The organism is Streptomyces sp. NPDC048257, assembly GCF_043201855.1.
Lineage (GTDB): Bacteria > Actinomycetota > Actinomycetes > Streptomycetales > Streptomycetaceae > Streptomyces.
This window is the reverse complement of record NZ_JBICZI010000019.1, coordinates 26,584-48,870: the sequence shown is the minus strand read 5'-3', so window position 1 is coordinate 48,870 and position 22,287 is coordinate 26,584. Positions and strand designations below refer to the sequence as shown.

The 22,287-nt window shown below is 73.1% G+C and carries 17 protein-coding genes; 14 read left to right on the top strand and 3 right to left on the bottom strand.

The features are described from left to right. Positions 1–85: 85 nt before the first annotated feature. Together ACGFZK_RS28065 and ACGFZK_RS28060 are read right to left on the bottom strand one after the other, a co-directional pair. On the bottom strand, positions 86–1,333 hold the full coding sequence (locus ACGFZK_RS28065) for a serine/threonine-protein kinase (RefSeq protein WP_393851640.1): 1,248 nt from the start codon (positions 1,331–1,333) through the stop codon (positions 86–88). Positions 1,334–1,493: 160 nt separating this feature from the next. Next, positions 1,494–3,260 (bottom strand): protein kinase, encoded by a 1,767-nt coding sequence (locus tag ACGFZK_RS28060; RefSeq protein ID WP_393851639.1) that lies wholly within the window; start codon positions 3,258–3,260, stop codon positions 1,494–1,496. A 438-nt stretch (positions 3,261–3,698) separates the two neighbouring features. Here ACGFZK_RS28060 and ACGFZK_RS28055 point away from each other — a divergent pair, with 438 nt between their 5' ends. The 11 genes from ACGFZK_RS28055 (at position 3,699) to ACGFZK_RS28005 (ending at position 19,083) form a co-directional block, all read left to right on the top strand. Then, a complete protein-coding gene (locus ACGFZK_RS28055) occupies positions 3,699–6,605 on the top strand; it encodes an FHA domain-containing protein (protein WP_393851638.1) in 2,907 nt (968 codons plus the stop codon). Between the two features lie 96 nt (positions 6,606–6,701). Beyond that, positions 6,702–8,060: an ABC transporter substrate-binding protein gene (locus ACGFZK_RS28050; RefSeq protein WP_393851637.1), complete on the top strand. Its 1,359-nt coding sequence runs from the start codon at positions 6,702–6,704 to the stop codon at positions 8,058–8,060. A gap of 4 nt (positions 8,061–8,064) precedes the next feature. Beyond that, positions 8,065–9,381, top strand: coding sequence for a carbohydrate ABC transporter permease (locus ACGFZK_RS28045; RefSeq protein ID WP_393851636.1), 1,317 nt, complete (start codon positions 8,065–8,067; stop codon positions 9,379–9,381). Then, on the top strand, positions 9,378–10,274 hold the full coding sequence (locus tag ACGFZK_RS28040; RefSeq protein ID WP_393851635.1) for a carbohydrate ABC transporter permease: 897 nt from the start codon (positions 9,378–9,380) through the stop codon (positions 10,272–10,274). Before ACGFZK_RS28045 ends, ACGFZK_RS28040 begins: the two co-directional genes overlap by 4 nt. A gap of 127 nt (positions 10,275–10,401) precedes the next feature. Then, positions 10,402–12,678 carry a CDP-glycerol glycerophosphotransferase family protein gene (locus tag ACGFZK_RS28035; RefSeq protein WP_393851634.1) on the top strand — a complete coding sequence of 759 codons (2,277 nt, stop codon included), beginning with the start codon at positions 10,402–10,404 and terminating at the stop codon, positions 12,676–12,678. 118 nt (positions 12,679–12,796) lie between these two features. Next, positions 12,797–13,564, top strand: a complete 768-nt coding sequence (locus ACGFZK_RS28030) for an iron-containing redox enzyme family protein (RefSeq protein WP_393851633.1) — start codon at positions 12,797–12,799, stop codon at positions 13,562–13,564. 33 nt (positions 13,565–13,597) lie between these two features. Then, entirely contained in the window at positions 13,598–14,575 is a 978-nt protein-coding gene (locus ACGFZK_RS28025; protein ID WP_393851632.1) for a 2-hydroxyacid dehydrogenase, read from the top strand. A 2-nt stretch (positions 14,576–14,577) separates the two neighbouring features. Continuing rightward, positions 14,578–15,732, top strand: coding sequence for an NAD(P)/FAD-dependent oxidoreductase (locus ACGFZK_RS28020; RefSeq protein WP_393851631.1), 1,155 nt, complete (start codon positions 14,578–14,580; stop codon positions 15,730–15,732). A 12-nt stretch (positions 15,733–15,744) separates the two neighbouring features. Beyond that, a complete protein-coding gene (locus ACGFZK_RS28015; protein WP_393851630.1) occupies positions 15,745–16,317 on the top strand; it encodes a hypothetical protein in 573 nt (190 codons plus the stop codon). A 193-nt stretch (positions 16,318–16,510) separates the two neighbouring features. After that, positions 16,511–17,239: a hypothetical protein gene (locus ACGFZK_RS28010; protein WP_393851629.1), complete on the top strand. Its 729-nt coding sequence runs from the start codon at positions 16,511–16,513 to the stop codon at positions 17,237–17,239. Then, positions 17,239–19,083 carry a formylglycine-generating enzyme family protein gene (locus ACGFZK_RS28005; RefSeq protein WP_393851628.1) on the top strand — a complete coding sequence of 615 codons (1,845 nt, stop codon included), beginning with the start codon at positions 17,239–17,241 and terminating at the stop codon, positions 19,081–19,083. The genes ACGFZK_RS28010 and ACGFZK_RS28005 overlap by 1 nt, the downstream gene beginning before the upstream one ends. Before the next feature lie 88 nt (positions 19,084–19,171). Here ACGFZK_RS28005 and ACGFZK_RS28000 read toward each other — a convergent pair whose 3' ends face one another. After that, positions 19,172–19,798 carry a TetR/AcrR family transcriptional regulator gene (locus ACGFZK_RS28000; RefSeq protein WP_393851627.1) on the bottom strand — a complete coding sequence of 209 codons (627 nt, stop codon included), beginning with the start codon at positions 19,796–19,798 and terminating at the stop codon, positions 19,172–19,174. A 137-nt stretch (positions 19,799–19,935) separates the two neighbouring features. Between ACGFZK_RS28000 and ACGFZK_RS27995 the strand changes: the two genes are divergently transcribed. From ACGFZK_RS27995 to ACGFZK_RS27985, 3 genes are all read left to right on the top strand, one after another. Continuing rightward, the gene (locus ACGFZK_RS27995) at positions 19,936–20,847 is read left to right on the top strand and encodes an ABC transporter permease (protein WP_393851626.1); all 912 of its coding nucleotides are present in this window, start codon (positions 19,936–19,938) and stop codon (positions 20,845–20,847) included. After that, the gene (locus ACGFZK_RS27990) at positions 20,840–21,625 is read left to right on the top strand and encodes an ABC transporter ATP-binding protein (RefSeq protein WP_393851625.1); all 786 of its coding nucleotides are present in this window, start codon (positions 20,840–20,842) and stop codon (positions 21,623–21,625) included. The genes ACGFZK_RS27995 and ACGFZK_RS27990 overlap by 8 nt, the downstream gene beginning before the upstream one ends. Positions 21,626–21,709: 84 nt before the next feature. Beyond that, positions 21,710–22,183, top strand: a complete 474-nt coding sequence (locus tag ACGFZK_RS27985; RefSeq protein ID WP_393851624.1) for a hypothetical protein — start codon at positions 21,710–21,712, stop codon at positions 22,181–22,183. Positions 22,184–22,287 lie beyond the last annotated feature (104 nt).

The window sequence follows — 22,287 nt, the reverse complement described above, 5'->3', positions numbered from 1 at the left end:
GGAGCCCCGGTCGTGGAGCCTCGCCGGCGTTTGAGGCGCGGGGGTTCGGGGGCAGAGCCCCCGACCACGGCGCCGCAGCAGGCAGCTAGGGCCTGGCCGGCACCGACTGCTTGCTGTCCTGGGGCGGGGGCTCGTCGCCCCCGGAGAAGACCAGCCAGCTACCCAGCCCGACCGCCGCGGCCAGCGCCACGGCCGACACGGACAGCACCAGCCGCCGTTTGCGGGCGGCCTCCGCGCGGTGGCGGGCGGAGCCCGGGCGGTGGCCGCCCGCCGGGCGGGGGACGCGGGCGGTGCCCAGGGCCCCGCCCGCCAGTTCGTCCGGCCCCGGCACCCGCATCGAGGTGTGCGTGTCCCGGTTGGAGTCCGTCGCCGAGCCCGGAACCAGCGGCACCACGCCCCGCCGCCGCACCGGGTCGGCCGCCGGTTCCTCCGACGGCTCGGGGTCCGGGTCCGCGTCGTCCGGCTCGTCCACGTCCAGCGGCGGCATCCCGGCCAGCAACGGCAGCAGGTCCCGCAGCCGGACCGACAGCTCCGAGGCCCTCAGCCGTGAGGCCGGGGCCTTGGCCAGGCACTGCACGATGAGCTGCCACAGCTCGTCGGGGATCCCCGGCAGCGGGACCACCGTCTCCGTCACGTGCCGCCTCAGCACCGCGCCCGGGTGGCCCCCGCCGAAGGGGGTGAACCCGGCCAGCAGCTCGTACAGGACGGTGGCCAGGGCGTATATGTCCACCGCCGCCCGCGGGGGCAGGCCCTCCACGATCTCCGGGGCCAGGTAGTCCGGGGTGCCGATGATCCGGGTCGTCGGGGCCGAGGCCCGGCCTGCGGAGGCCCGCCGCGGGGAATCGATCAGCTTGGCCACGCCGAAGTCGGTCAGCAGAGCCGGGTGCGAGCCGCCGGGGCCGAGCGGGCCCTGCATGTCCAGCAGCACGTTCTCCGGCTTGACGTCCCGGTGGACGACCCCCGCCGCGTGCGCCGCGGCCAGCGCGTCGGCGACGTCCGCGACGATCGCGACGGCCGCCTCGGGGGCGAGCCGCCGCTCGCGGTCGAGGCGCGTGCGCAGGTCCGTACCGCGGACGAGGTCCATGACGAGGGCGAGGTCGTTGCCGTCCACGACGAGGTCGCGGACGGACACGACGTGCGGATGGTCCAGGCCGAGCAGCGCGCTGCGCTCCTGGACGAACCGTCCGACGAGTTCCTGGTCGGACGCGAGGTCCTCGCGCAGCAGTTTGACGGCGACGGGGCCGTCAGGCCCCTCGCCCAGCCACACCGTGCCCGCGCTGCCGCGCCCCAGGATCTGGTGCGCGGTGTACCGGCTGCCGATCTTCCGTGCCACGACTGCTCCCTCAGCGGCTGGCGTACGCACCAAAGCTACGCGGCCGGGTGGGCGTTGGAGGCCAGCAGGGGGCCGGATTCGCGGCGACCTTCACTTCTGCGGGCGAAATCACGCCCCAGAAGTCGACAAATCCACGAAGTCGGCGCTACGCGGGCTCGTTTCAGGGGTTGCCGGAGCCCGAGGAGCCCGCCGAGTCCCCGATCGTGCTGACCCAGTCGACGACGCCCGTGCCCCAGGTCCACACCTGGTCCCACCAGCCCTTGCCGGTGCCGACCCACTCCTGGAGCGGGGTCAGCTCCCAGATCAGCCAGCCGGCCACGAAGAACACCAGGATCAGCACCAGGCAGCCCTTGAGGCAGCCGAGGCCGGGGATCCGCACCGGGTTGGCGCTGCGGCGGCGCGGCTCGCGCGGCTCCCGGGAGGCCGGCCGCTGCTGCGGCGGGGCCTGCGGGGGCTGCTGCTGCTGGGGCTGGCGGTACTGGGGCTGCTGCGGCTGCTGCTGGTACGGCTGGGGCTGGTGCTGCTGCGGCTGCTGCTGGTAGTGCTGCGGCGGCGGGGGCGGCGCGTACTGCTGCTGGGGCGGCTGCTGCGGCTGGCGGTACTGCGGCTGCTGAGGCTGCTGGTACTGCTGCGGCGGCGGGCCCTGCCGGTACGGCTGCTGCTGCTGGGGCCGTTGTTGCGGCGGCGGAGGGGCCTGCCGCTGCGGGCGGCGGCGCAGGGGGTCCTCGTTCGGGTCGAGGTACTGGATCTGCGTCTGCTCGTTGCGGTCACGGGCGGCCTGCATCTGCGACTGCCACGGGTGCGGCTGGTCGGGCCGCTGCACCGGGGGCATCACCGAGGTCGGGTCGGCCCCGGGGCCGCCGGTGCTCGGCAGCACCGAGGTGGCGTCGGCCGCGCCGACCGGCGGCAGGACGCTCGTCATGCCGTTCGGGTCGTACGCGCCGGCCGGCGAGCCCGTCCCGGGAAGCATCTGGGTGGGGTCCGCGGCGCCGGGGGTCTCGGGGACCGGGGCCGGCGAGGGGTCGGGCGCGAGCAGCGCGCCGACGCCGAGCGCGGCCTCCACCTCGGCGGCCGTGGAGTGCACGCCGATGCCGGAGGCCACCACGCGCAGCCCGCGGGCCAGGCTCTGGGCGCTGGGGCGCTCGTTCGGCTCCTTGCGCAGGCAGCGCTCGATGACCGTCCACAGCGGCTCGGGCACGGAGGAGGGCCGCTGCGGGTCCTCGCTGAGGTGACGGTGGAGCACCTCGAGCGCGCTGCCGCCGGCGAAGGGCGGGCGCCCGGTGAGCAGCTCGTAGAGGAGGATGCCGGCGCCGTAGATGTCGACGGCGGAGGTCTGGGGGCGGCCCTCCGCGGACTCGGGGGCGACGTAGGCGGGGGTGCCGACGAACTCGTGGGTGCGGGTCAGGCCCGGGGAGTCCGCGAGGCGGGCGATGCCGAAGTCGGTGAGCATCGGCTTCATCTGCCCGCCGCGCTCGTCGAGGAGCACGTTGGCCGGCTTCAGGTCGCGGTGGACCACGCCGTCGGCATGGCTGGCGGCGAGGGCGTCCGCGATCTGGGCGGTCAGCAGGCTCGCGGCGACCGGCGTGAAGGGGCCGTTCTCCCGGAGGTAGCGGTGCAGGTCCGGGCCGTCGATCAGATCCATGACCAGGGCCAGCAGATCGCCCTCGACGACGAGGTCGCGGGTGCGGACGATGTTGGGGTGCGTCAGGCGCAGCAGGACCGAGCGCTCCCGGAGGAAGCGCATGACGATGTCGGGGTCCTGGGCCAGCTCCTCCTTGAGGACCTTGATGGCCACGGTCTCACCGGGCTGCCCCGCGACGGCCGCCTCCGCGCCGGCGGCCTCCCTCTGGCGTGCACGCCAGACAGTGCCCGTGGCGCCGCGCCCGAGCGGCTCCTCGAGCAGGTACTTGCTGCCGACTGGCCGCACGTCTCGCGCTCCCCTGCTGTCGTCTTCTTCGGTCAAATCCGGTGATGGGTTTTCCGGCCCACTCTAGGGGGTGTCCCCCGGGAAGACGCCGGTCGCCGGAGGTTGGTTGCCGCACATATGTACGGAGGGTGATGTTTGCGGGGTATGCCGGGGGCGTTTTTCCCCGTCTTTCCCCGCCCCGCCGACCGGATCCGGCCGGGGTCCGGCACGGGTCGCGATCCATCAAGATCATTTGTTGCCGGGTGCCGGGCGTGTTGTCCGTGACAGGTGCGAGGATGCACACGTACGGAACGGCACGGGACGGGAGCCCCGCCTTCCGGGCAGACCTGACCGGACGACGCGTCCGTGCCGGGTGGGGGGCGACCGGGCAGTCATGTCCCGAGGTTCCCCTGCCGGGCGCACACACCGCGCACCGCGCAGAAGGGACCGCTGACGGCGATGCAGATCCGGCTGACCGTCCTTGGGTCGCGCAGCGGCCACCAGACCGCGACCGCCCCCGCGAGCTGTGACGTGCTCGTCACCGCCCCCCTCGGTACCGCGCTGGCCGCGGTCGCCTCCGGGCTGACGGCGACCGTCGGCGGCCCCGACACCGGGGGCACCGTCGTGCTGTACGCCGGCTCCGAGCGCCTCGACCTCCAGCGGCGGGTGCTCGGCGAGCCGCCGCTCGTGGACGGTGCGGTGCTGGCGCTGCACGGCCCGGTGCCGGACGTCCTGCCGGAGGACGGCCTCGGCGCCCCCCAGCTGCACGTCGTCGCCGGACCCGACGCGGGCGGGGTGCACCTGCTGCACAGCGGGCAGATCCGGGTGGGCCGCTCCTCCGACGCCGACGTCCCGCTGGACGACCCCGACGTCTCCCGGCTGCACTGCGCGGTGACGGTCATCCGCGACGGCCGGGTCGCGGTGGCCGACCTGGACTCGACCAACGGCACCACCCTGGACGGCGCCCCGGTGGGCGCGCAGCCCGTCGCCCTGCCTCCGGGGGCGCTGCTGCGGGTCGGCGAGTCCGCCCTGCGGCTGGCCCCCGCGGGCGCGCCCACCCTGCCCGTGACCCCGGACCTCCAGGGCCACCTCTCGGTGGCGGCGCCGCCACCCGTCGCTCCCGGCCCGCTCCCCGGGGCGGACCTCACCGCCCCCGACCCGGCGCCGGACGCCTCCGAGATCACCGGGGCCCCCGGGCGCTCCGAGGACCCTGAGACCCCCGACGCCCTCGGCACGGGCGGGCCAGGGCGGCGCAAGGGGATCGGGGCCTGGGCCCGCAAATGGGTGCGCGGCGAGGAACCGGCCGAGGAGGCCCCGCAGGAGCCGGTGGCCGCCGCTCCCCATCCCGACGACCCCGCCACCCTGCTGCTGGCCGCGATGGGCCCCACCGAGCGCCTGTGGTCCCGTACGCCCGGACGGTCCGGGCGTACGGCCCGGCAGGCCGCTCTGCTCGACGTCGGCCTCGGCGCCGGGAGCCGGGTGTCCCTGCCCGCCCTCGGCGCCCTCGGGCTCGCCGGCCCGCGGACCCGGCTGGCCGGGGTCGCCCGCTGGGTGGTCGCACAGCTGGCGGGACTGCACGCACCCGGGCAGCTGGAGATCGTGCTCGTCTGCGCCGACCGGGCGCGCGGCCTCGCCGACCGGCGCCGCGACTGGGGCTGGCTCGGCTGGCTGCCCCACGTACGGCCCGCGCACGGCCAGGACTGCCGGCTCCTGCTCGCCTACGACCGCGACCAGGCCGTCGCCCGCACGGGTGAGCTGACCCGGCGCCTCGACGAGGGTCCGCTGGGCGTGCACTGGGCCGCCGCCGATGCCGGGCAGGTCCGGCGGGCCGCCGCCGTCTACGAAGGCCCGTACACGCTCCTGGTCGTCGACGGCGATCCCGGGGCCGGCCCGCTGCGCGACGTCACCGGGCGGCTCGCCTCGCACGGCACCGCCGCCGGGATCCACGTGCTCGTGCTCGCCGAGGCCCCGGCCGCCACCCCCGCCTCGCCGGTCGCCGAGACGTACGACGCCGCGTGCGCGAGCTCCCCCGCCTTCCGGGACTGCAGCGCCGTAGCCCTGCTCAGCGGCGACGTGGCCACGGCCGTACGGAGCTTCGAGATCAGCGGCGGCCGGCCGGTCCCCTCCGGTGGCACCGCCACCGCCGACGCCGTCTCCGTCGCCTGGGCCGAGCGGTTCGCCCGCGCCCTGGCCCCGCTGCGCACCGCCGAGGGCGGCTCCGCCGAGCCCTACCGGCCGGCCGCCGCCACCCTGCCCGCCACCGCACGGCTGCTGGACGAACTGGGGCTGGCCCGGGCCACCCCGGCCTCCCTGATGGCCCGTTGGGCCGCGGCCACCGACCAGGGGCAGGGCATGGGCGGCCTCGCCGAGATCGTGCTGGGCAGCGGGCGGCGCGGGCCCGTCGGCACCGAGCTCGTGAACGACGGCCCGCACCTGCTGATCGAGGGGCCCGCCGGGAGCGGGCGGACCGAGCTGCTGCGCTCGGTGGCCGCGTCGCTGTCCGCGGCCGCCCGGCCCGACCGGCTCGGCCTGCTCCTCCTCGACGGAGCCGGCGGCGAGCGCGGCGACGGGCTGCTGCCCTGCACCGAACTCCCGCACGTCGCCGCGCACCTGGTCGCCTCCGATCCGCTGCGCATGCGGGAGTTCGCGCAGGCGCTGGGTGCGGAGCTCAAGCGCCGTTCCGAACTGCTGGCGGAGCTGTCCTTCGCCGAATGGCACGCGCAGCGCGAGGTCTCCGACCGGATGGTCTCGCCCCGCCGCCCCACCCCGGGCGAGCAGCGCGGCGACCTCGACCCCCAGCGCACCGGCACGCTCCGGCTGCGCGCCGCGACGACCCGGACGGATCCGGCCGGGCCCAGTCCGCTGCCCCGCCTGGTGGTGCTCGTGGACGACCTCGACGCGCTGGTCGCGCCGGGCCTGGGCAGTACGGGCCGGCCCGCCGCCGGCTCGGTGGTCCGGGCGCTGGAGGCGGTGGCCCGCGAGGGCGCCCGGCTCGGCGTGCACCTGGTGGCCACCAGCGCCCGCCCGGACCGTACGGCGGACACCGGGCTGGCCCGGCTGACCACCCTGCGCGTGGAGCTCGACGCTCCCGACCAGCCGGGGCCGGGCCGCGGCCTGCTCCGGTTCGGCGACGGCCGGACGGTCCCCTTCCAGGCGGGCCGGGTCACCGGCCGGATCCCCCGGACGGCGACCCAGAGGCCCACTGTGGTCCCGGTGGAGTGGGAGCGGATGGGTGATCCACCGGCCCGCCGCCCGGTACGCGAGCTGGGCAACGGGCCGACGGACCTCGCACTGCTGGCCAGCGCCCTGGAGCGGGCCTCGCACCTGGTCTCGGCGATACCCGTGCTGTTCCCGCCCGCGCCCTGACGCCCGGGCGCGCCCCGCGACGCGGTATTGCGGGGTCGGACGGCTCGGCGTAGACCTTGTGGTCCGGGACACACCACGGGCATCGGGGGCACAGCCATGCGCAGGCACGGAACGAGCCGTACGACACTCACCTGGGCGGCGCTCGCCGCGGCGGGCGCCCTCGCGCTCGGCGCGTGCGGGGACGGCGACACGAAGGAGCCGCAGGGACCGGAGGGCAGCACGGCCGCGCCGCGGGTGGAGTTACCGAAACTGCCCGGCGAGAAGCTGGAGGTCGCCGCGGTCTGGACGGGCCCGGAGCAGGAGAACTTCACCAAGGTCCTGAAGGAGTTCGAGAAGCGGACGGGAGCGTCCGTCACCTTCGTCCCGGCCCAGGACCCGATCGTCACCTTCCTCGGTTCGAAGATCGCGGGCGGGGCGCCCCCGGACGTGGCGCTGCTCCCGCAGGTCGGTGCGCTGGTCTCGGCGGTGCAGAACAAGTGGGCGCAGCCGGTGGGCCCGGAGGCCGTCGCCCAGCTCGACGCGAACTACTCGGCGGGCTGGAAGAAGCTCGGCGCGGTCGAGGGCACCCAGTACGGCGTCTACTACAAGGCCGCCAACAAGTCGCTGATCTGGTACAACGCGAAGGCCTTCGAGGCGGCGGGCGTCCAGCCCCCGAAGACCTGGAAGGAACTGATCACCGCGGCCGACACGCTGTCCGCCTCCGGCACACCGGCCGTCTCGGTGGCGGGTGCGGACGGCTGGACCCTCACCGACTGGTTCGAGAACGTCTACCTCTCGCAGGCGGGCCCGGAGAAGTACGACCAGCTGGCCAAGCACCAGATCAAGTGGACGGACGACAGCGTCAAGCAGGCGCTGACCACGCTCGGCGAGCTGTTCGGCCGCAAGGACTTCCTGGCGGGCGGGCCCGCCGGGGCGCTGTCCACGGAGTTCCCGAAGTCGGTGACGCAGACCTTCACCGGCGGCGACCGGCCGGCGGCCGCGATGGTCTTCGAGGGCGACTTCGTGGCGGTGAACATCGCGCAGACCGAGGCGAAGGTGGGCGAGGACGCCCTCGTGTTCCCCTTCCCGGCGGTCGGCGGGAAGGCGCCGGTGGTCTCGGGCGGTGACGTGGCGGTCGCGCTGAAGCCGTCGAAGGGGGCACAGGCGCTGCTGACCTTCCTGGCCTCGGCGGACGCGGCGGAGATCCAGGCCCGGGAGGGCGGTTTCGTCTCCCCGAACAAGGCGGTGGACCCGGGCGCCTATCCGAACGACATCCAGCGGAACATCGCCAAGGCGCTGATCGCCGCCGGTGACGACTTCCGCTTCGACATGTCGGACCAGGCCCCGGCGGCCTTCGGCGGGACCCCGGGCGCGGGCGAGTGGAAGGCGCTCCAGGACTTCCTGGCGAACCCGTCGGACGTGGCGGGCACCCAGGCGAAACTGGAGGCGGACGCGGCCAAGGCCTACGGGAACTGATCCCGTGCGGGCCTCCGCCGCAAAGGGCGTCTCCGCCGAGGTGCGCCGCCGCCGTCTGATCGCGGCGGCGTTCCTCCTCCCGGCCCTCGTGCTGCTCGGCGCGCTCGTCGTGCACCCGATCGGCTATTCCCTCTACCGCAGCTTCTTCGACCGCTCCGGCGGCACGTTCGTCGGCGGCGACAACTACCGGGAGATACTGAGCGACGGCACGATCCGCACCGCCCTGAAGAACACGGCGGTGTGGGTGGTGCTCGCCCCGGCCACCGCCACCGCCCTCGGCCTGATCTTCGCGGTGCTCACCGAACGGGTGCGCTGGGGAACGGCGTTCAAGCTGCTGGTGTTCATGCCGATGGCGATCTCGATGCTGGCCGCGGGCATCATCTTCCGGCTCGTCTACGACCACGATCCCGACCGCGGGGTCGCCAACGCGGTCTGGGTCGGGGTCCACGACACCTTCGCGGAGTCCTCGGCCTTCCCCAAGGCCCGCCCGGGCCGGGACTCGCCGCTCGCGGACGCGGGCGGGGGCGCCTTCACGACCCGTGACCCCGTCCGCGCGGGTACCCCGGTGCTGCTCCCGCTGGTCGGAGTGGCCCCGGAGGCCCTGCCGGAGGGGACCCGTACGGCGGGCACCTCCGAAGCCGTACCGGGCAAGGTCACCGGCACCGTCTGGCAGGACTTCACCCGGGGCGGGGGCGGTGCGGCGAACGCGGTCGACCCGACCGAGCAGGGTTTCGCCGGGATGCGGATCGAGGCGGTCAAGGACGGCCGGGTGGTCGATACGGCGACGGCCCGCGCCGACGGCACCTTCACCCTGTCCGGGAAGGCCGACGGGGCACTGCTGCGGCTGCCCGCGGCCAACTTCCGGGAGGCGTACTCCGGGGTGCAGTGGCTCGGCCCGTCGTTCGTCACCCCGGCGGTCATCGGGGCGTACGTGTGGATGTGGGCCGGGTTCGCGATGGTGCTGATCGGGGCCGGGCTGGCCGCCGTACCGCGGGAGCTGCTGGAGGCGGCGCGCGTGGACGGGGCGAACGAGTGGCAGGTGTTCCGCCGGATCACCGTCCCGCTGCTGGGACCCGTGCTGGCGGTCGTGCTCGTCACCCTCGTCATCAACGTCATGAAGATCTTCGACCTGGTCTTCGTGATCGCACCGGGCGCGGTCCAGGACGACGCGAACGTGCTGGCCCTGCAGCTGTACCGGACCTCCTTCGGCACGGACGCCGATCCGGGGCTGGGCAGCGCCATCGCCGTACTCCTGCTGGTGCTGGTGGTCCCGGTGATGCTCGTGAACATCCGCCGGCTGCGCAAGGAGAGGTCCCGATGAGCCGTTCCGAGGTGACGCGGGTCCCGGCGGCGGGCGCTCGCCGACGCCCGTGGTCCGAGCGCGCCGCGGGCGGCCTGGCGGCCGGGGCGCTGCGCGTCTTCCTGGTCGTGGCGGCGCTCTTCTGGCTGCTGCCCACGCTCGGGCTGCTGCTGTCCTCCTTCCTCGCCCCCACCGACCTGAACGACGGCGGCTGGTGGCAGGTCCTGACCGCGCCCACGCGGCTGACGGCCGGCAACTACGAGCGGCTGCTGGCCAATGACACGATCACCGGCTCCCTGCTGAACACGTTCGCGATCGCGGTGCCGGCCACCCTCCTGGTCCTGACCCTGGGCGCGTTCGCCGGATACGCCTTCGCCTGGCTGGAGTTCCCCGGCCGGGACTGGCTCTTCCTCCTCGTCGTCGGGCTGCTCGTCGTCCCCGTACAGGTGGCGCTGATCCCGGTCTCCGAACTCTTCGGCGCCATCGGGCTGTTCGAGACCACCGTGGGAGTGGTCCTCTTCCACACCGCCTTCGGACTGCCCTTCGCCGTGTTCCTGCTGCGCAACTTCTTCGCGGAGATCCCGCGCGAGCTGCTGGAGGCGGCCCGCCTCGACGGGGCGGGTGAACTGCGGCTGTTCACCCGGGTGGTGCTGCCGCTCGGCGGACCGGCCATCGCCTCGCTCGGCATCTTCCAGTTCCTGTGGGTGTGGAACGACATGCTGGTGGCGCTGGTCTTCGCGGACTCGGCCAGCCCGCCGATCACGGTCGCGCTCCAGCAGCAGGTACGGCAGTTCGGGAACAACATCGACGTGCTCGCACCCGGTGCGTTCCTGTCGATGGTGATCCCGCTCGTCGTGTTCTTCGCCTTCCAGCGGCAGTTCGTCTCGGGGGTGATGGCCGGAGCCATCAAGTAACCGGGCCGCGCACGGCCGGTGACGTGCTCCCTTGACGCTGCGTAACCCGAATGCCACACACCGCGTAACCCGATCGCCGGGCCGGGGGTTCCTGGGCAATATGCCCGCGCCGACCCCTGGATGTGCCGTGCCCCGGTTCAGCGTCATCGTGCCCGCGTACAAGGTCCAGGCCTACCTGCAGGAAAGTCTGGACTCGGTCCTGACGCAGTCGTACCCGGATCTGGAGCTGATCGCGGTCGACGACGCCTCCCCGGACGCCTGCGGTTCGATCATCGACGAGTACGCGGCCCGTGACCCCCGGGTGACGGCCGTACACCTGGCGCACAACCTGGGCCTGGGGCCGGCCCGCAACGCGGGCCTGGCCCGGGCGAGCGGCGACTACCTGATCTTCCTCGACGGCGACGACACCCTGGCCCCCGGCGCCCTGCAGGCCATCACCGACCGGCTGAAGGACACCGGCTCCCCCGACGTCCTGGTCTACGACTACGCGCGCACCTTCTGGTCGGGCGAACCGGTGCGCAACCGCCTCTCGCACCGGCTGTCCGAGGCGGGCCCGGCCAGCTTCCGCCTCGCCGACCGCCCCGCCCTCCTCGGCATGCTCATGGTGGTCTGGAACAAGACCTACCGCCGCGAGTACGTTGAGCGCGAGGGCCTCGCCTTCCCGCCCGGCTTCTACGAGGACACCCCCTGGACCTACCCGGCGCTGCTCGCCGCGGAGTCCGTCGCCGTCCTGGACCGGGTCTGCGTCCACTACCGGCAGCGGCGCACCGGCTCGATCCTGACCACCACCAGCCGCCGCCACCTCGACATCTTCGACCAGTACGACCGGGTCTTCGGCTTCCTCGCCGGCCGCCCGGAGCTGGAGCGCTGGCGCCCCGCCCTGCACCGCCGGATGGCCGAGCACTTCTGCGCCCTGTACGCCGACCCGCGCCGGCTCCCGCGGGCCGCCCGGGCCGAGTTCTTCGGCCGGGCCTGCGCCCTGCTGCGCCGCTACCGCGCCCCGGGCGGCAGCAGCGCACTGCCGCTGTCCCTGTCGCGGACCGACCGGGTCCGGCACACTCTGATGCGGCTGGGCACCCGGCGCACGTACCGTCTGCTGTCGGCGCTGCGCTCGGCCGGACTGGCCATGGGCCGCGCGGCCTCGGCCCTGGGGGGCGGCCTGCGGGAGTCCTGGCTGCGGCTGCACTACCGGATCCAGCGGCTGCTGCCGCTGCGCCCGGAGCTCGCGGTCTTCTCCGCGTACTGGCACGGCGGTTACGCCTGCAACCCGGCGGCGATCGAGGCCACGCTGCGGGAGCTGGCGCCGCGGATGCGCACGGCGTGGATCTGCGACCCGGCGCACGTCTCGACCCTGCCCCGCGAGACGACCGCGCTGCGGCCGGGCTCGGCGGCGTACTGGACCGCCCTGGCCAGGGCCGGGTACCTGGTCACGAACGTCAACTTCGACCGCGCCCTGGTCAAGCGCCCGGGCCAGGTCCTCGTCCAGACGCAGCACGGCACCCCGCTCAAGCGGGTCGGCCTCGACCTCCAGGACCGCCCGGCGGCCACCCCGACGGCGGACTTCGCGGGCCTGCTGCGCGGCGCCGACCAGTGGGACTACCTGCTCTCCTCGAACCGGCACTCCACCCTGGTCTGGGAGAAGGCCGTCCCGTCCTCCTACACGACGCTGGAGTACGGCTACCCGCGCAACGACGTCTTCCACCGGGCGGACCCGGCCGAGGTGCTGGAGCTGCGCGAGCGGCTGGGCGTTCCGGCGGGCTCGACGGTCATCCTGTACGCGCCCACGCACCGCGACTACCGGCGCAGCCGGCCGGACCACCTGGACTTCGAGCGGGTGCTGCGGGACCTGGGCCCGCGCTTCACGATCCTCGCCCGCACGCACCTGACGTACGCGGACGTCCCGCCGTCGCCGGACAGGCATCCGCGCCTGATCGACGTCTCCTCGTACCCGTCGGTGGAGGAGCTCGCGCTGGCCTCGGACGCGCTGGTGACGGACTACTCGTCCCTGATGTTCGACTACGCGGTGCTGGACCGGCCGATCGTGATCCACGCGGACGACTGGGAGGCGTACGAGGCGGCCCGGGGCACGTACTTCGACCTGCGCTCGTGTCCGCCGGGGGCGATCGCGCGGACCGAGGACGAGCTGGTGGACATCTTCACCACGGGTCACTGGCAGGGTTCGCGCTCGGCGCAGCTGCGGGCGGCCTTCCGCGCGCGCTTCTGCTCGTACGACGACGGCCACGCGGCGGAGCGTGTGGTGCGCCGGGTCTTCCTGGGTCAGACGGCTCCGGTCCCGGCGATCGTCCCCCTGGCGGACCGCCGCCCCACCCCGCCGGCTCCGTCCCCGACCTCCACCCCGGAACTCGCACTCGCCCCGCTGAGACCACCGAGCCTCTGGCAGTAGCCGGTCCGTCCTTCCTTTTCCGATTAATCGCCCCCAAATCTGCTTCTTCTGGGCCACTATGAGAGCGCCTTGCTTGTGTGTTGACCGTCGGGCGTCCCAACACGGAAGAGGTAACACGATGGCGTTGACCGGACCGTGGAACGCGGAGTTAGCCAGCCAACTCGTGGAATCGAACTTCGTTCAATGGCAGTACGGCGCACGCTTCCTGCCCACCGGGGCGGTTCCCCTGCACCCGGTGGTCGAGGAAGCGAGCCGGCTGGTCCCCGAAAGCGGGGTCGAGCGGCATCCGTTCTTCGCCCTGGCCGGGAGGTCGCGGCCCGCCCTGGAGTTCTGGGTGACGCAGGAGCTGTTCGTCACCGGGGTGTTCGCGCAGCTTCTCGGCCTGACGTCGAGCGCGCTGGTCAACGTTCACCAACGGGCCCGTTTCAGCCTGGTGTTGCAGGGGGAGCACGGAGGGGTGAAGGACGGGGTGGCGCGGGCGTCGCACCCGTGGCTGCTGCACAGGCTGGCGGACAGCATGGGCATAGCACCCGACTCCGTCACGCCGAGCGAACCGACCTGCGACTTCCTGCGTGACCTGGCCTCCTCCATGAGCTCCCCGATCGGCGCGCTGGGCGCGCTCGGAGTGGGGAACGAGCAGATGCTGGTCCCCGAATACGGGGCCGTCAAAAGCGCTTTCGAAAGCGCTGCGCCGGAAGTCGAGCACGGCGATTTCCTGAACGCCAACATCTATGAGGATACGGAGCACTCCGCCCTCATCGCGCATATAGCATCCGAGCTGATCGCGCACGATCCGTCACTGGCCGAGGACTACTTGAAGGCCGCCCGCAGCTCTGTCACCGCGCGGATGCGGTATTACGACAGGTTGGCCGATCTCTTCACATGACCATCAGTCACAATCCGACGTTTGGGGTATCGCGTGGCCGATCTGGGAAAGATCCTCGTAACGGGCAGCAGCGTGGCGCAGGAGCACCTCGACCGCCTGTCCGAGTCCGGCTTCCGGGTGCACGCCGTCCCGGGCCTGCTCAGCGAGGACGAGCTGGGCACCGAACTGGAATCGTGCACCGCCTACCTGCTGGGCGGGGATGAGTTCGCCTCCCGCGCGGCGCTCACCCGGGCCAAGTCGCTGAAGGTCGTCGGCTTCCTGGGAGTGGGATACCAGTCCTTCGTCGACGCCGATGCCGCCGCCGAACTCGGCATCGCCGTGACCAACACCCCCGGGACGCTGACCAACAGCGTCGCCGAGTTCACCGTCGGCCTGCTCCTCGCCCAGCGCCGGCAGATTCCCTCGTACGCCGACGACTACCGCTCCGGGCGCTCCGGTGCCGAGGAGAAGCAGCACGACCTCGCCGGGCACCGGCTCGGCATCATCGGCCTCGGCGCGATCGGCACCCGCATCGCCGAGATCAGCGCGCTGGGGCTGGCGACGGAGACGGCGTACTACTCCCGGACCCGCAAGCCCGAGGTCGAGGAGCGCCTCGGCATCGCGTACAAGGACCTGCCGAGCCTGCTGTCCTGGGCCGAGAACCTCGTCGTCATGGTTCCGGACACCCCTGAGACGCGCGGCATGATCGGACCGGACGAGGTCGCCCTGCTGCCGACCGGGGGGATCACCCTCGTCAACACGGCGCGACCCTCCGTGGTCAGTCCCGCGGCGCTGCTCCAGGGGCTGCAGAGCGGACGCATCCACACGGCGGCGTTCGACGGCTTCTACGACGCGGACGTCCCCGAGACGCCGGAGCTGCTGGCGCTGCCCGCTTCGAAGCTGCTGATCACCGGGCATATCGGATCGCTGACCCACGACGCCCGTGACGCCATGGCCGTCAAGTGCATCCAGTCCATCGTCAATGTGGTGACGGGAGAGCAGGACTCCTACATCGTCAACGGGAGCGGCTGAGCATGGGTTCCTCACTCGTCGTCGTCGGAGCGGGTGTCATAGGCTGCGCGGTCGCCGCGGCGGTCGGCGACCTGTTCGACAGAGTCGTGCTCTTGGACGCCCGGCCGGACACCGGGCTGGCGGCGAGTTGGGCTGCCATCGGCGGGATCACGCCGCAGAGCGACGACTTCTGCCGCGGCCCGCTGCGGCAGTTCGCCGAAGCGAGCCGCCAGATGTATCCGCAATGGCTCGCGGGGCTGGAGGCCGGATCCGGGATCGGGGTGCCGTTCCTGGACTCCGGGCTCCTCCAGGTGGCGCTGGACCACCCGGAACAGCAGCGCGTCCAGGAGCAGCTGGTCCCCCAGTGGGTGGAACAGGGATTCCGGGTCGAGCAGCTCGACGCGGACAGTACGGCGGACGCCGAGCCGCTGCTGTCGCCGACCGTGCTGTCGGCTGTACGGCTGCCGAGCGAGGGGGCACTCGAGCCGCGGGTGCTGATGTCCGCCCTGCGCGAGGTGATACGCCGGGACCCCCGGATCGAAGTCGTGGCCAGTGCACGGGTGCGGAAGGTCACGCCGGTCTCCCAGGGAGTCGAGGTGCTGCTGGAGAGCGGTGCTGTCGTCCGCGGGGACCGGTGTGTGGTGGCCGCCGGGGCCTGGAGTTCCGAGCTCGTGCCCACGCGGCCGGGCGGGCAGTTCCCCGTACGGGGTCAGGCTGCCGAGCTGGTGGTGCCCGGCAGCACGGGGTACCCGCTGCGCCACCACGTGTACTGCAAGGTCGCCGTGGACGACACCACCGTCTCCTCGTACGCGGTCCCGCGACACGACGGGCGGGTGGTGGTCGGTGTGACGTACGACCAGGGCCGCTGGGACGAGGAGCCGGAGGACCATGCGACCGAACGGCTCCTGACCGCGTTGCGGATGGTGGTGCCGGCCTCCCGGGACTGGCGGCTGATCGGCTCCTGGGCGGGGATCCGGCCGGGGACGGCCGACGGCTACCCCCTGCTGGGGAATGCCGACGCCGACGGCAAGGTCGTGATGGCGACCGGCCACTTCGGGGTGGGGATCACCCTCGCACCGATCACGGCGGCGCTGGTGCGGACCATCCTGTCCGGGGCCGTCCCGACGGACGGCCAGGCGGATGCCCTGCGTGTGATGGACCCACGGCGATTCCTGTGAGGTGCGTACCGAGTGGCGGCAACAGATCTGAAGGCGATATGGCGTAGCGGGGCGATGCGTTGGGGGCTCCTGGCCGCGGTGGCCCTGCTCCTCTCCCTTCCGCTGTGGGGCCTGCAGCCGTACGGCAAGAAGTTCGACCACGACACGGCCGGGACATGGGGGGACTGGGTCAGCGGGTTGGGCCAGGTGGGTGCGGTCACGGCCGCGGTCGGCACGGTCCTGCGCTCCGAGAACCGGGAGCGCAGGAGGCAGCGCAGCGCCGCGGCCGCGTGGATGACGGTGCTGTCGGACGACGGCCAGCCGTACTGGGCGGTGCAGGTGGAGAACTCCACCTCGTTGCCGGTCTTCCGGTGGCGGGCGGACAGCCCGGACGGATCGGTGCACCTGTGCCACGAGGAGCTCGGGCCGCTCGTCCCCGGCCGGACGGACTACGAGGTCCCGCTGACCGTGCAGCCGGACCAGAGCCGGGCGCTCCCGCTGAAGTTCCTTTTCACAGACAGTGATGGACGGTTCTGGAGCCGGTCGGAGCTGGGGGGCATCACCGCCGTCCCCGAGCCAGCGTCCTGGCATCCGGCCGGCCCGTGATGGGTGAGGTGATATGACGACCCCTGGAGAAGGCTCCGGCCCGCAGGGCGCACGTGCGGCGCGTCGCATCAACCCGGAGGCGCGCCGCGGGACCGGCGAACGCGTCCCGGATCAGCCGGGCCGGGCGGATCCGGGGCCGGCGCCCGCACCGGGCACTGCGCCCGAACCCGCCCCGGACCCGCGGGAGCTTCCCGTGGAGCTCGTCCACTACCTGGGCGCGCTGCGCGCCCTGTCGGCGACCAGCCAGGAGGGCGCGGACGCCGCCTTCCCCGACCGCCCGCTGGATGCGGTCTGGATCCCCCGGGAGGTTCGGGAGATCGACGCCCTGGCCCGGAGCGCGCCGCCGGGCGACGAGGACACGCCGGGCCTGCCCCTCGACGGCATCGTCCTGCACGGGGCGGGCCGCTCTGTGGTGCTCATCGGCCCGCCGTGCTCCGGACGCACCTCGATCTGTACGCACTACGCCTCGCTGCTCGCGGAGCGGGCCCTGGACGGCGACGCGCAGGCGCCCGTACCGCTACTGGTCAACGCGCTCGACGTGCCTGCCCGGGAAGACTTCGCGGCGACCGCCGAGGCCATTACGAACGCCGCCGTCACCCGTTCGGGCATCGGCGTCTACGGCGGCAACGCACGCACGCTGCTGCGCGGCTCGCTCGACCGGGCCTTCCTCTTCGTGGACGGCGTGGAGGACGTTCCGCCGCGGGGCCACCCGAGTTCCGGCAACTGGTCGCCGCGCACCGTCCTGCAGACGCTGGCGCAGCTCCACGTGCACTTCCGGAATCTGCGCATCCTGGTGACCATCTCGGATTCGAGCTGGTTCTCCGCCGAATGCGCGAGGTCGCGAGAGGTCAACGCCTACTTCCTCCGGCCGCCCAAACAGCGCGACCTCGAGAACTACATCACCGAATGGTTCACCACCTGATGACCACGCACGAAGGAAAGCTCTCGGAGCGGCTCATCGCCGCGATCCGGGGCGACAGCGCCCTCGCCTCGGCCGCGCGCGTCCCGTACCTGCTGCACCTCCTGGTCGTCTCCACGGAACGCAACCACGAGGTCCCTACGTCCGTCGGGCACTTCTGCCGGCTGGCCTCGGAGGAGTTCCTGCACAAGCGACCCCGCAGACGTGCTGCGGCCGCCGCCGAGCCGTGCCTCCTGCGGCCCGGCTACGACACGGAGATCCAGCGGATCATCGAGGAGGTCGGCTTCTCCATCACCTCATTGCGATCCGTGCACGCCGATACCAACTCCATCTCCGCGGCAGCCATGCAGGAGCCGATCCTGCGGGCGCTGGGCGAGGATCTCGAGTTCCTCACCACGTATCCGGCCGTGGTCGACTACGTGCAGTTCATCCGGAAGGGCCACGGCATACTCGCCGTCGACACGGCCACCCAGCTCTCCTTCCGGGAGAACCTGTTCCGGGACTACTTCGCCGGCTGCGCGCTGGCCCGCCGGGACTCGGAGACCATCGTCGGGCTGTGCCGTCATCCGATCTGGCACGCCCCGCTGCGCTACTGGGCCAGCGCCCAGACCACGCCCGAGGGGCACCGCCTCGTCACCGGCACGGCGGCCGAGCTGGCGGGCGCCGCGGAGGAGGCGGGCGACGGGGGGCTGCCGCTGTGGCTGCTCGCCGGCGAGCTGCTCGTGATCCTCGCGGCGGCCCGGCCGGACGCCGAGCCGTACGGGCTCGTACGACGGCTGCGGCGGTCGGTGTCGGAGGCCGTTGCCACCGCCCGCGGGGACCGCGGTCAGGACCTGGAGACCCGGGCCCGAGCCGCCACCGTGGAGGCGCAGCTCAATCCGTCCACGTGGGAGGAGCGCTCGGGGTCGTTCCTCGCCGACAGCTGGGTCATACCGGCGGGTGAGTACCCCATCGGCTCCGCGATCCCGCTCAACTCCCAGGACGACAAGTACCGGCACATCGACTGGTTCCCGCAGCGCACCGAGAGCATCGGATCCTTCCGGATCTCCACACTGCCCGTCACCAACCGGGACTACGCGCAGTTCGTCGCCTCGGGCGGGTACCAGGACCTGGACTGCTGGCCGGACGGGCCGGCACGGCTTTGGGTCAGGCACGACCCTTCCTTCATCGACGCGCCGGACGGACCGCGTGCCGGGTCGACGGACACCCAGCGGATCCATCTGAGCAAGGAGATGCGCGAGGGCATCGTCGACGAGGAGTCCCTCCAGGAGTACGTGGACCAACTGCTGCTGCGGCGGGTGCCGCTGTACTGGTGGGATCCCCGCTACAACCAGCCCACCCAGCCGGTCGTCGGCGTCAACTGGTGGGAGGCTCTGGCGTACTGCCGGTGGCTGACGAAACGGCTGCGCGAGCGGAACGTGCTGGACGACAACAGCTACGCGGACATTCCCACCGAGGCCGAATGGGAGTGCTCCTGCCCGGGCCGGCTGACGTCCGACCCCTACCCGTGGGGAAGCGAGTGGCAGGAGGGCATGGCCCATGTCCGCACGGCGGAGGGCTGGACCCAGCGCTCCGTTCCCGTGGGGCTGTTCCCCTGGGCGGGCGGGGAGGGCGGAGCTCAAGACATGATCGGCAACGTGTGGGAGTGGACGCGCTCACTGGCATGGTCCTATGACGACCCCCGGCCCGGCCGTGAGGCTCTGGACACCCAGGGCGACCGCATCGTCCGCGGGGGGTCCTGGTTCTCCCGCGAACAGGGCGCCCGCATGGTCCAGTTCCGCTCGTACGACCCGCCCCAGAACGCCTACGTGGATCTGGGCTTCCGCGTGGCCTTCTACACCGGCTGAGGGCTGTTCCGTCGGCCCGTCGGCCCGTCCGCCCGTCGGCGTCTGCCATGCGGGTCGGGACGGGCCTTGGGGCTCTCCCCCGTCTGCGTCAGGACGCGGGCGGCGCGGCCGTCAGCCCCGCCACCACCGAGCGGGCCAGTTCGTCGAGGTAGCCGGCGCCGACCTCGTCCCGGACGACCACCTGCCGCCAGTACAGCGGCCCGATCGCGAGGTCGAGCGCCCGCCCCGGATCGGTCCCCTCCGCCAGCTCGCCCCGGGTGACGGCTCCGGAGACGATCCCTTCCGCCATGCGGCGCTGCCCGTCCAGCAGCGCGCCGCGTACCGCTTCGGCGATCTCCGGGTTCCGCGCCGCCTCCACCAGCAGGTCGGGAATCACCGCGGAGGCCACTGGGTGCCGCAGCACGTGTGACATGACCTCCAGCAGGGCCCGTACGTCCCCGTACAGCGAGCCCGTGGCGGGCACCGGCAGGCCGTCCACCGCGAAGGCACCCACCAGGTCCAGGACCAGGTGCAGCTTCGACTTCCACCGCCGGTAGACCGCGGTCTTGCCGACCCCCGCCCGCCGGGCGATGCCCTCGATGGACATCCGCGCGAAGCCGACCGCGGCCAGTTCCGCCACCACGGCGTCGCGGATCGCCTCGGTCACGTCGGCGCGCAGGACGGCGGCGCCGGCGGGGGCTCTGCGGGTGGGGGCGGCGGCGGGGTCGGTGGTCATGCACGGAGCATAGCGGTGCCACGTCACGACGATACGGTTGCGTTCCGATGCGCCGCGCCCTAACCTCGCCGTAGCGACGATACGGACCCGTCCCGACGTCGGCCAGCGATGTGCCGACCCCGTCGAAAGCGAACCCTGTGACCACCGCGACCGCACCCTCCAAGACCGCGCCCCCGCCCTCCGCGGAACTCGCGCGGCTCGCCGCCGCCCACGGCCTCACCCTCAGCGGCGCCCGCCCCACGCTCCCCCGCTACCTCGCGGAGCTCTGGGACCGCCGCCACTTCGTGACCGCGTACGCGACCGCCCGTATGCAGGCCACGTACAGCACGGCCAAGCTCGGCCAGCTCTGGCACCTGGTGACCCCGCTCCTGAACGCGGCCGTCTACTACTTCATCTTCGGCATCGTGATGAAGGCCAGCACCGGCGTGCCGGACTACGTCCCCTTCCTGATCACCGGCGTCTTCGTCTGGGACTTCATCGGCAGCTCCATCAACGCCGGCACCCGCGCCGTCCACAGCAACCGCGGCCTGGTCCGCGCCCTGCACTTCCCGCGCGCGAGCCTGCCCCTCTCCACCGTCGTCCAGCTCTTCCAGCAGCTGCTCGTGACCATGGGCGCCCTGGTCATCATGCTGCTGGCCTTCGGCCAGACGCCGGCCTGGTCGTGGTTCCTGGCCGTCCCGACGCTGGTGCTGATGGCCGTCTTCGCCGCCGGCTGCGCGATGGTCATGGCCCGCATCGGCAGCAAGAGCCCGGACGTCAGCCAGCTGATGCCGTTCGTCCTGCGCACGTGGATGTACTCGTCGGGCGTCATGTGGTCCATCGACCAGATGCTCAAGACGGACCACGTGCCGCACTGGGTGCTGACGCTGCTCAAGTTCAACCCCGCGGCCGTCTACATCGATCTGATGCGCTTCGCGCTGATCGACAGCTTCGAGGCGCACTCGCTCCCGCCCCACGTGTGGCCCCTGGCCATCGGCTGGGCCCTGCTCGCGGGCGTCGGCGGCTTCATCTGGTTCTGGAAGGCAGAAGAGGAGTACGGCCGTGGCTGACACCGCGACGAAGACGGACACCCGGGTACCCACCGTGATCGCGGACGGGGTCCACGTCATCTACAAGGTCCACGGCGGCGGCGCCCGCAAGGGCGGGGCCACGGCGGCGCTCAGCCGGGTCTTCTCCCGCAGGCCCTCCCCCGGCCTCAAGGAGGTGCACGCCGTCAAGGGCGTCACCTTCACCGCGTACAAGGGCGAGGCCATCGGCCTCATCGGTTCCAACGGCTCGGGCAAGTCCACCCTGCTGGCCGCCATCGCCGGCCTCCAGCCGGTGGCCCGCGGCCGGATCTACTCGCACGGCCAGCCGTCGCTGCTGGGCGTGAACGCGGCCCTGATGAACGACCTGACCGGCGAGCGCAACGTCGTCCTCGGCGGCCTCGCGATGGGCATGTCCAGGCAGCAGATCCGCGCGCGCTACCAGGACATCGTCGACTTCTCCGGCATCAACGAGAAGGACGACTTCATCTCCCTGCCCATGCGGACGTACTCCTCCGGCATGGGCGCCCGGCTCCGGTTCTCCATCGCCGCCGCCAAGGACCACGACGTCCTGATGATCGACGAGGCCCTGGCCACCGGCGACGCCGCCTTCCAGCGCCGCAGCCAGGCCCGCATCGAGGAACTCCGCGCGCACGCGGGCACCGTCTTCCTGGTCAGCCACGGCATCAACACGGTCCGCGAGACCTGCGACCGCGCGATCTGGCTGGAGGCGGGCGTCCTGCGCATGGACGGGCCCTCCGCGGAGGTCTGCGCCGCCTACGAGTCCTTCACCCGCCGCTGAGGCCACGGTGTGCGGGCCGGGGCCCGGGAGCCGGGGCCCGGCCCCCACTGGACCGCCGCCCCGCCCTCGCCGACCATGATCTGCATGACGACCTGGGACGACCTGCCCGCTGCGGCCCGCGCGCAGGCTGACGCCCACCTTCTGCGCGGGCACTTCCTGCCGGCGGTCAAGGCCCTGCGGGACGCGGGCCCGCCGCCGGGGGTGGGGCTGGCGGAGGCCCAGGAGCTCCTGCACGCCCGCCGCGCCGCCCTGGTCCCCCCGCCCGGCGCCGACGACGACGCGCTCGACGTCCGTTCCCTGACCGTCCGCGCCTCGGCCCTGCCGGGCCGGATCCTGGCCGTCGAGGCGGTGTGGGCCGACCACGAGACCCACGGCTGGCACGTCGAACTCCGCGCGGTCCTGGACGCACCCCCGGGTACGGCCCGCCTGGCCACCGTCCACAACCGCCCGGGCCTGCCCTACGAGTGCGCCCGCGCCCGTCAGGCCGGCCGCACCCTGGCCGCCCGCCTGGGCGTGGCCTTCTCCTTCCCCCACCCTTCCGGCCCCGCCGGCGTTTGAGGCGCGGGGGTCCGGGGGCAGCGCCCCCGGCAACGGCGCCGCACCCGGCGAACCGGGAACGGGCCGGGCCCGGGACCCCATGGTCCCGGGCCCGGCCCGTTCCA

What these genes read in the sequence shown, in the direction of transcription:
- ACGFZK_RS28005 (WP_393851628.1), top strand. Translation starts at nt 17,239, where the DNA reads ATGACCACGCACGAAGGAAAGCTCTCGGAGCGGCTCATCGCCGCGATC.
- ACGFZK_RS28030 (WP_393851633.1), top strand. Translation starts at nt 12,797, where the DNA reads ATGGCGTTGACCGGACCGTGGAACGCGGAGTTAGCCAGCCAACTCGTG.
- ACGFZK_RS28020 (WP_393851631.1), top strand. Translation starts at nt 14,578, where the DNA reads ATGGGTTCCTCACTCGTCGTCGTCGGAGCGGGTGTCATAGGCTGCGCG.
- ACGFZK_RS28040 (WP_393851635.1), top strand. Translation starts at nt 9,378, where the DNA reads ATGAGCCGTTCCGAGGTGACGCGGGTCCCGGCGGCGGGCGCTCGCCGA.
- ACGFZK_RS27985 (WP_393851624.1), top strand. Translation starts at nt 21,710, where the DNA reads ATGACGACCTGGGACGACCTGCCCGCTGCGGCCCGCGCGCAGGCTGAC.
- ACGFZK_RS28050 (WP_393851637.1), top strand. Translation starts at nt 6,702, where the DNA reads ATGCGCAGGCACGGAACGAGCCGTACGACACTCACCTGGGCGGCGCTC.
- ACGFZK_RS28055 (WP_393851638.1), top strand. Translation starts at nt 3,699, where the DNA reads ATGCAGATCCGGCTGACCGTCCTTGGGTCGCGCAGCGGCCACCAGACC.
- ACGFZK_RS28000 (WP_393851627.1), bottom strand. Translation starts at nt 19,798, where the DNA reads ATGACCACCGACCCCGCCGCCGCCCCCACCCGCAGAGCCCCCGCCGGC.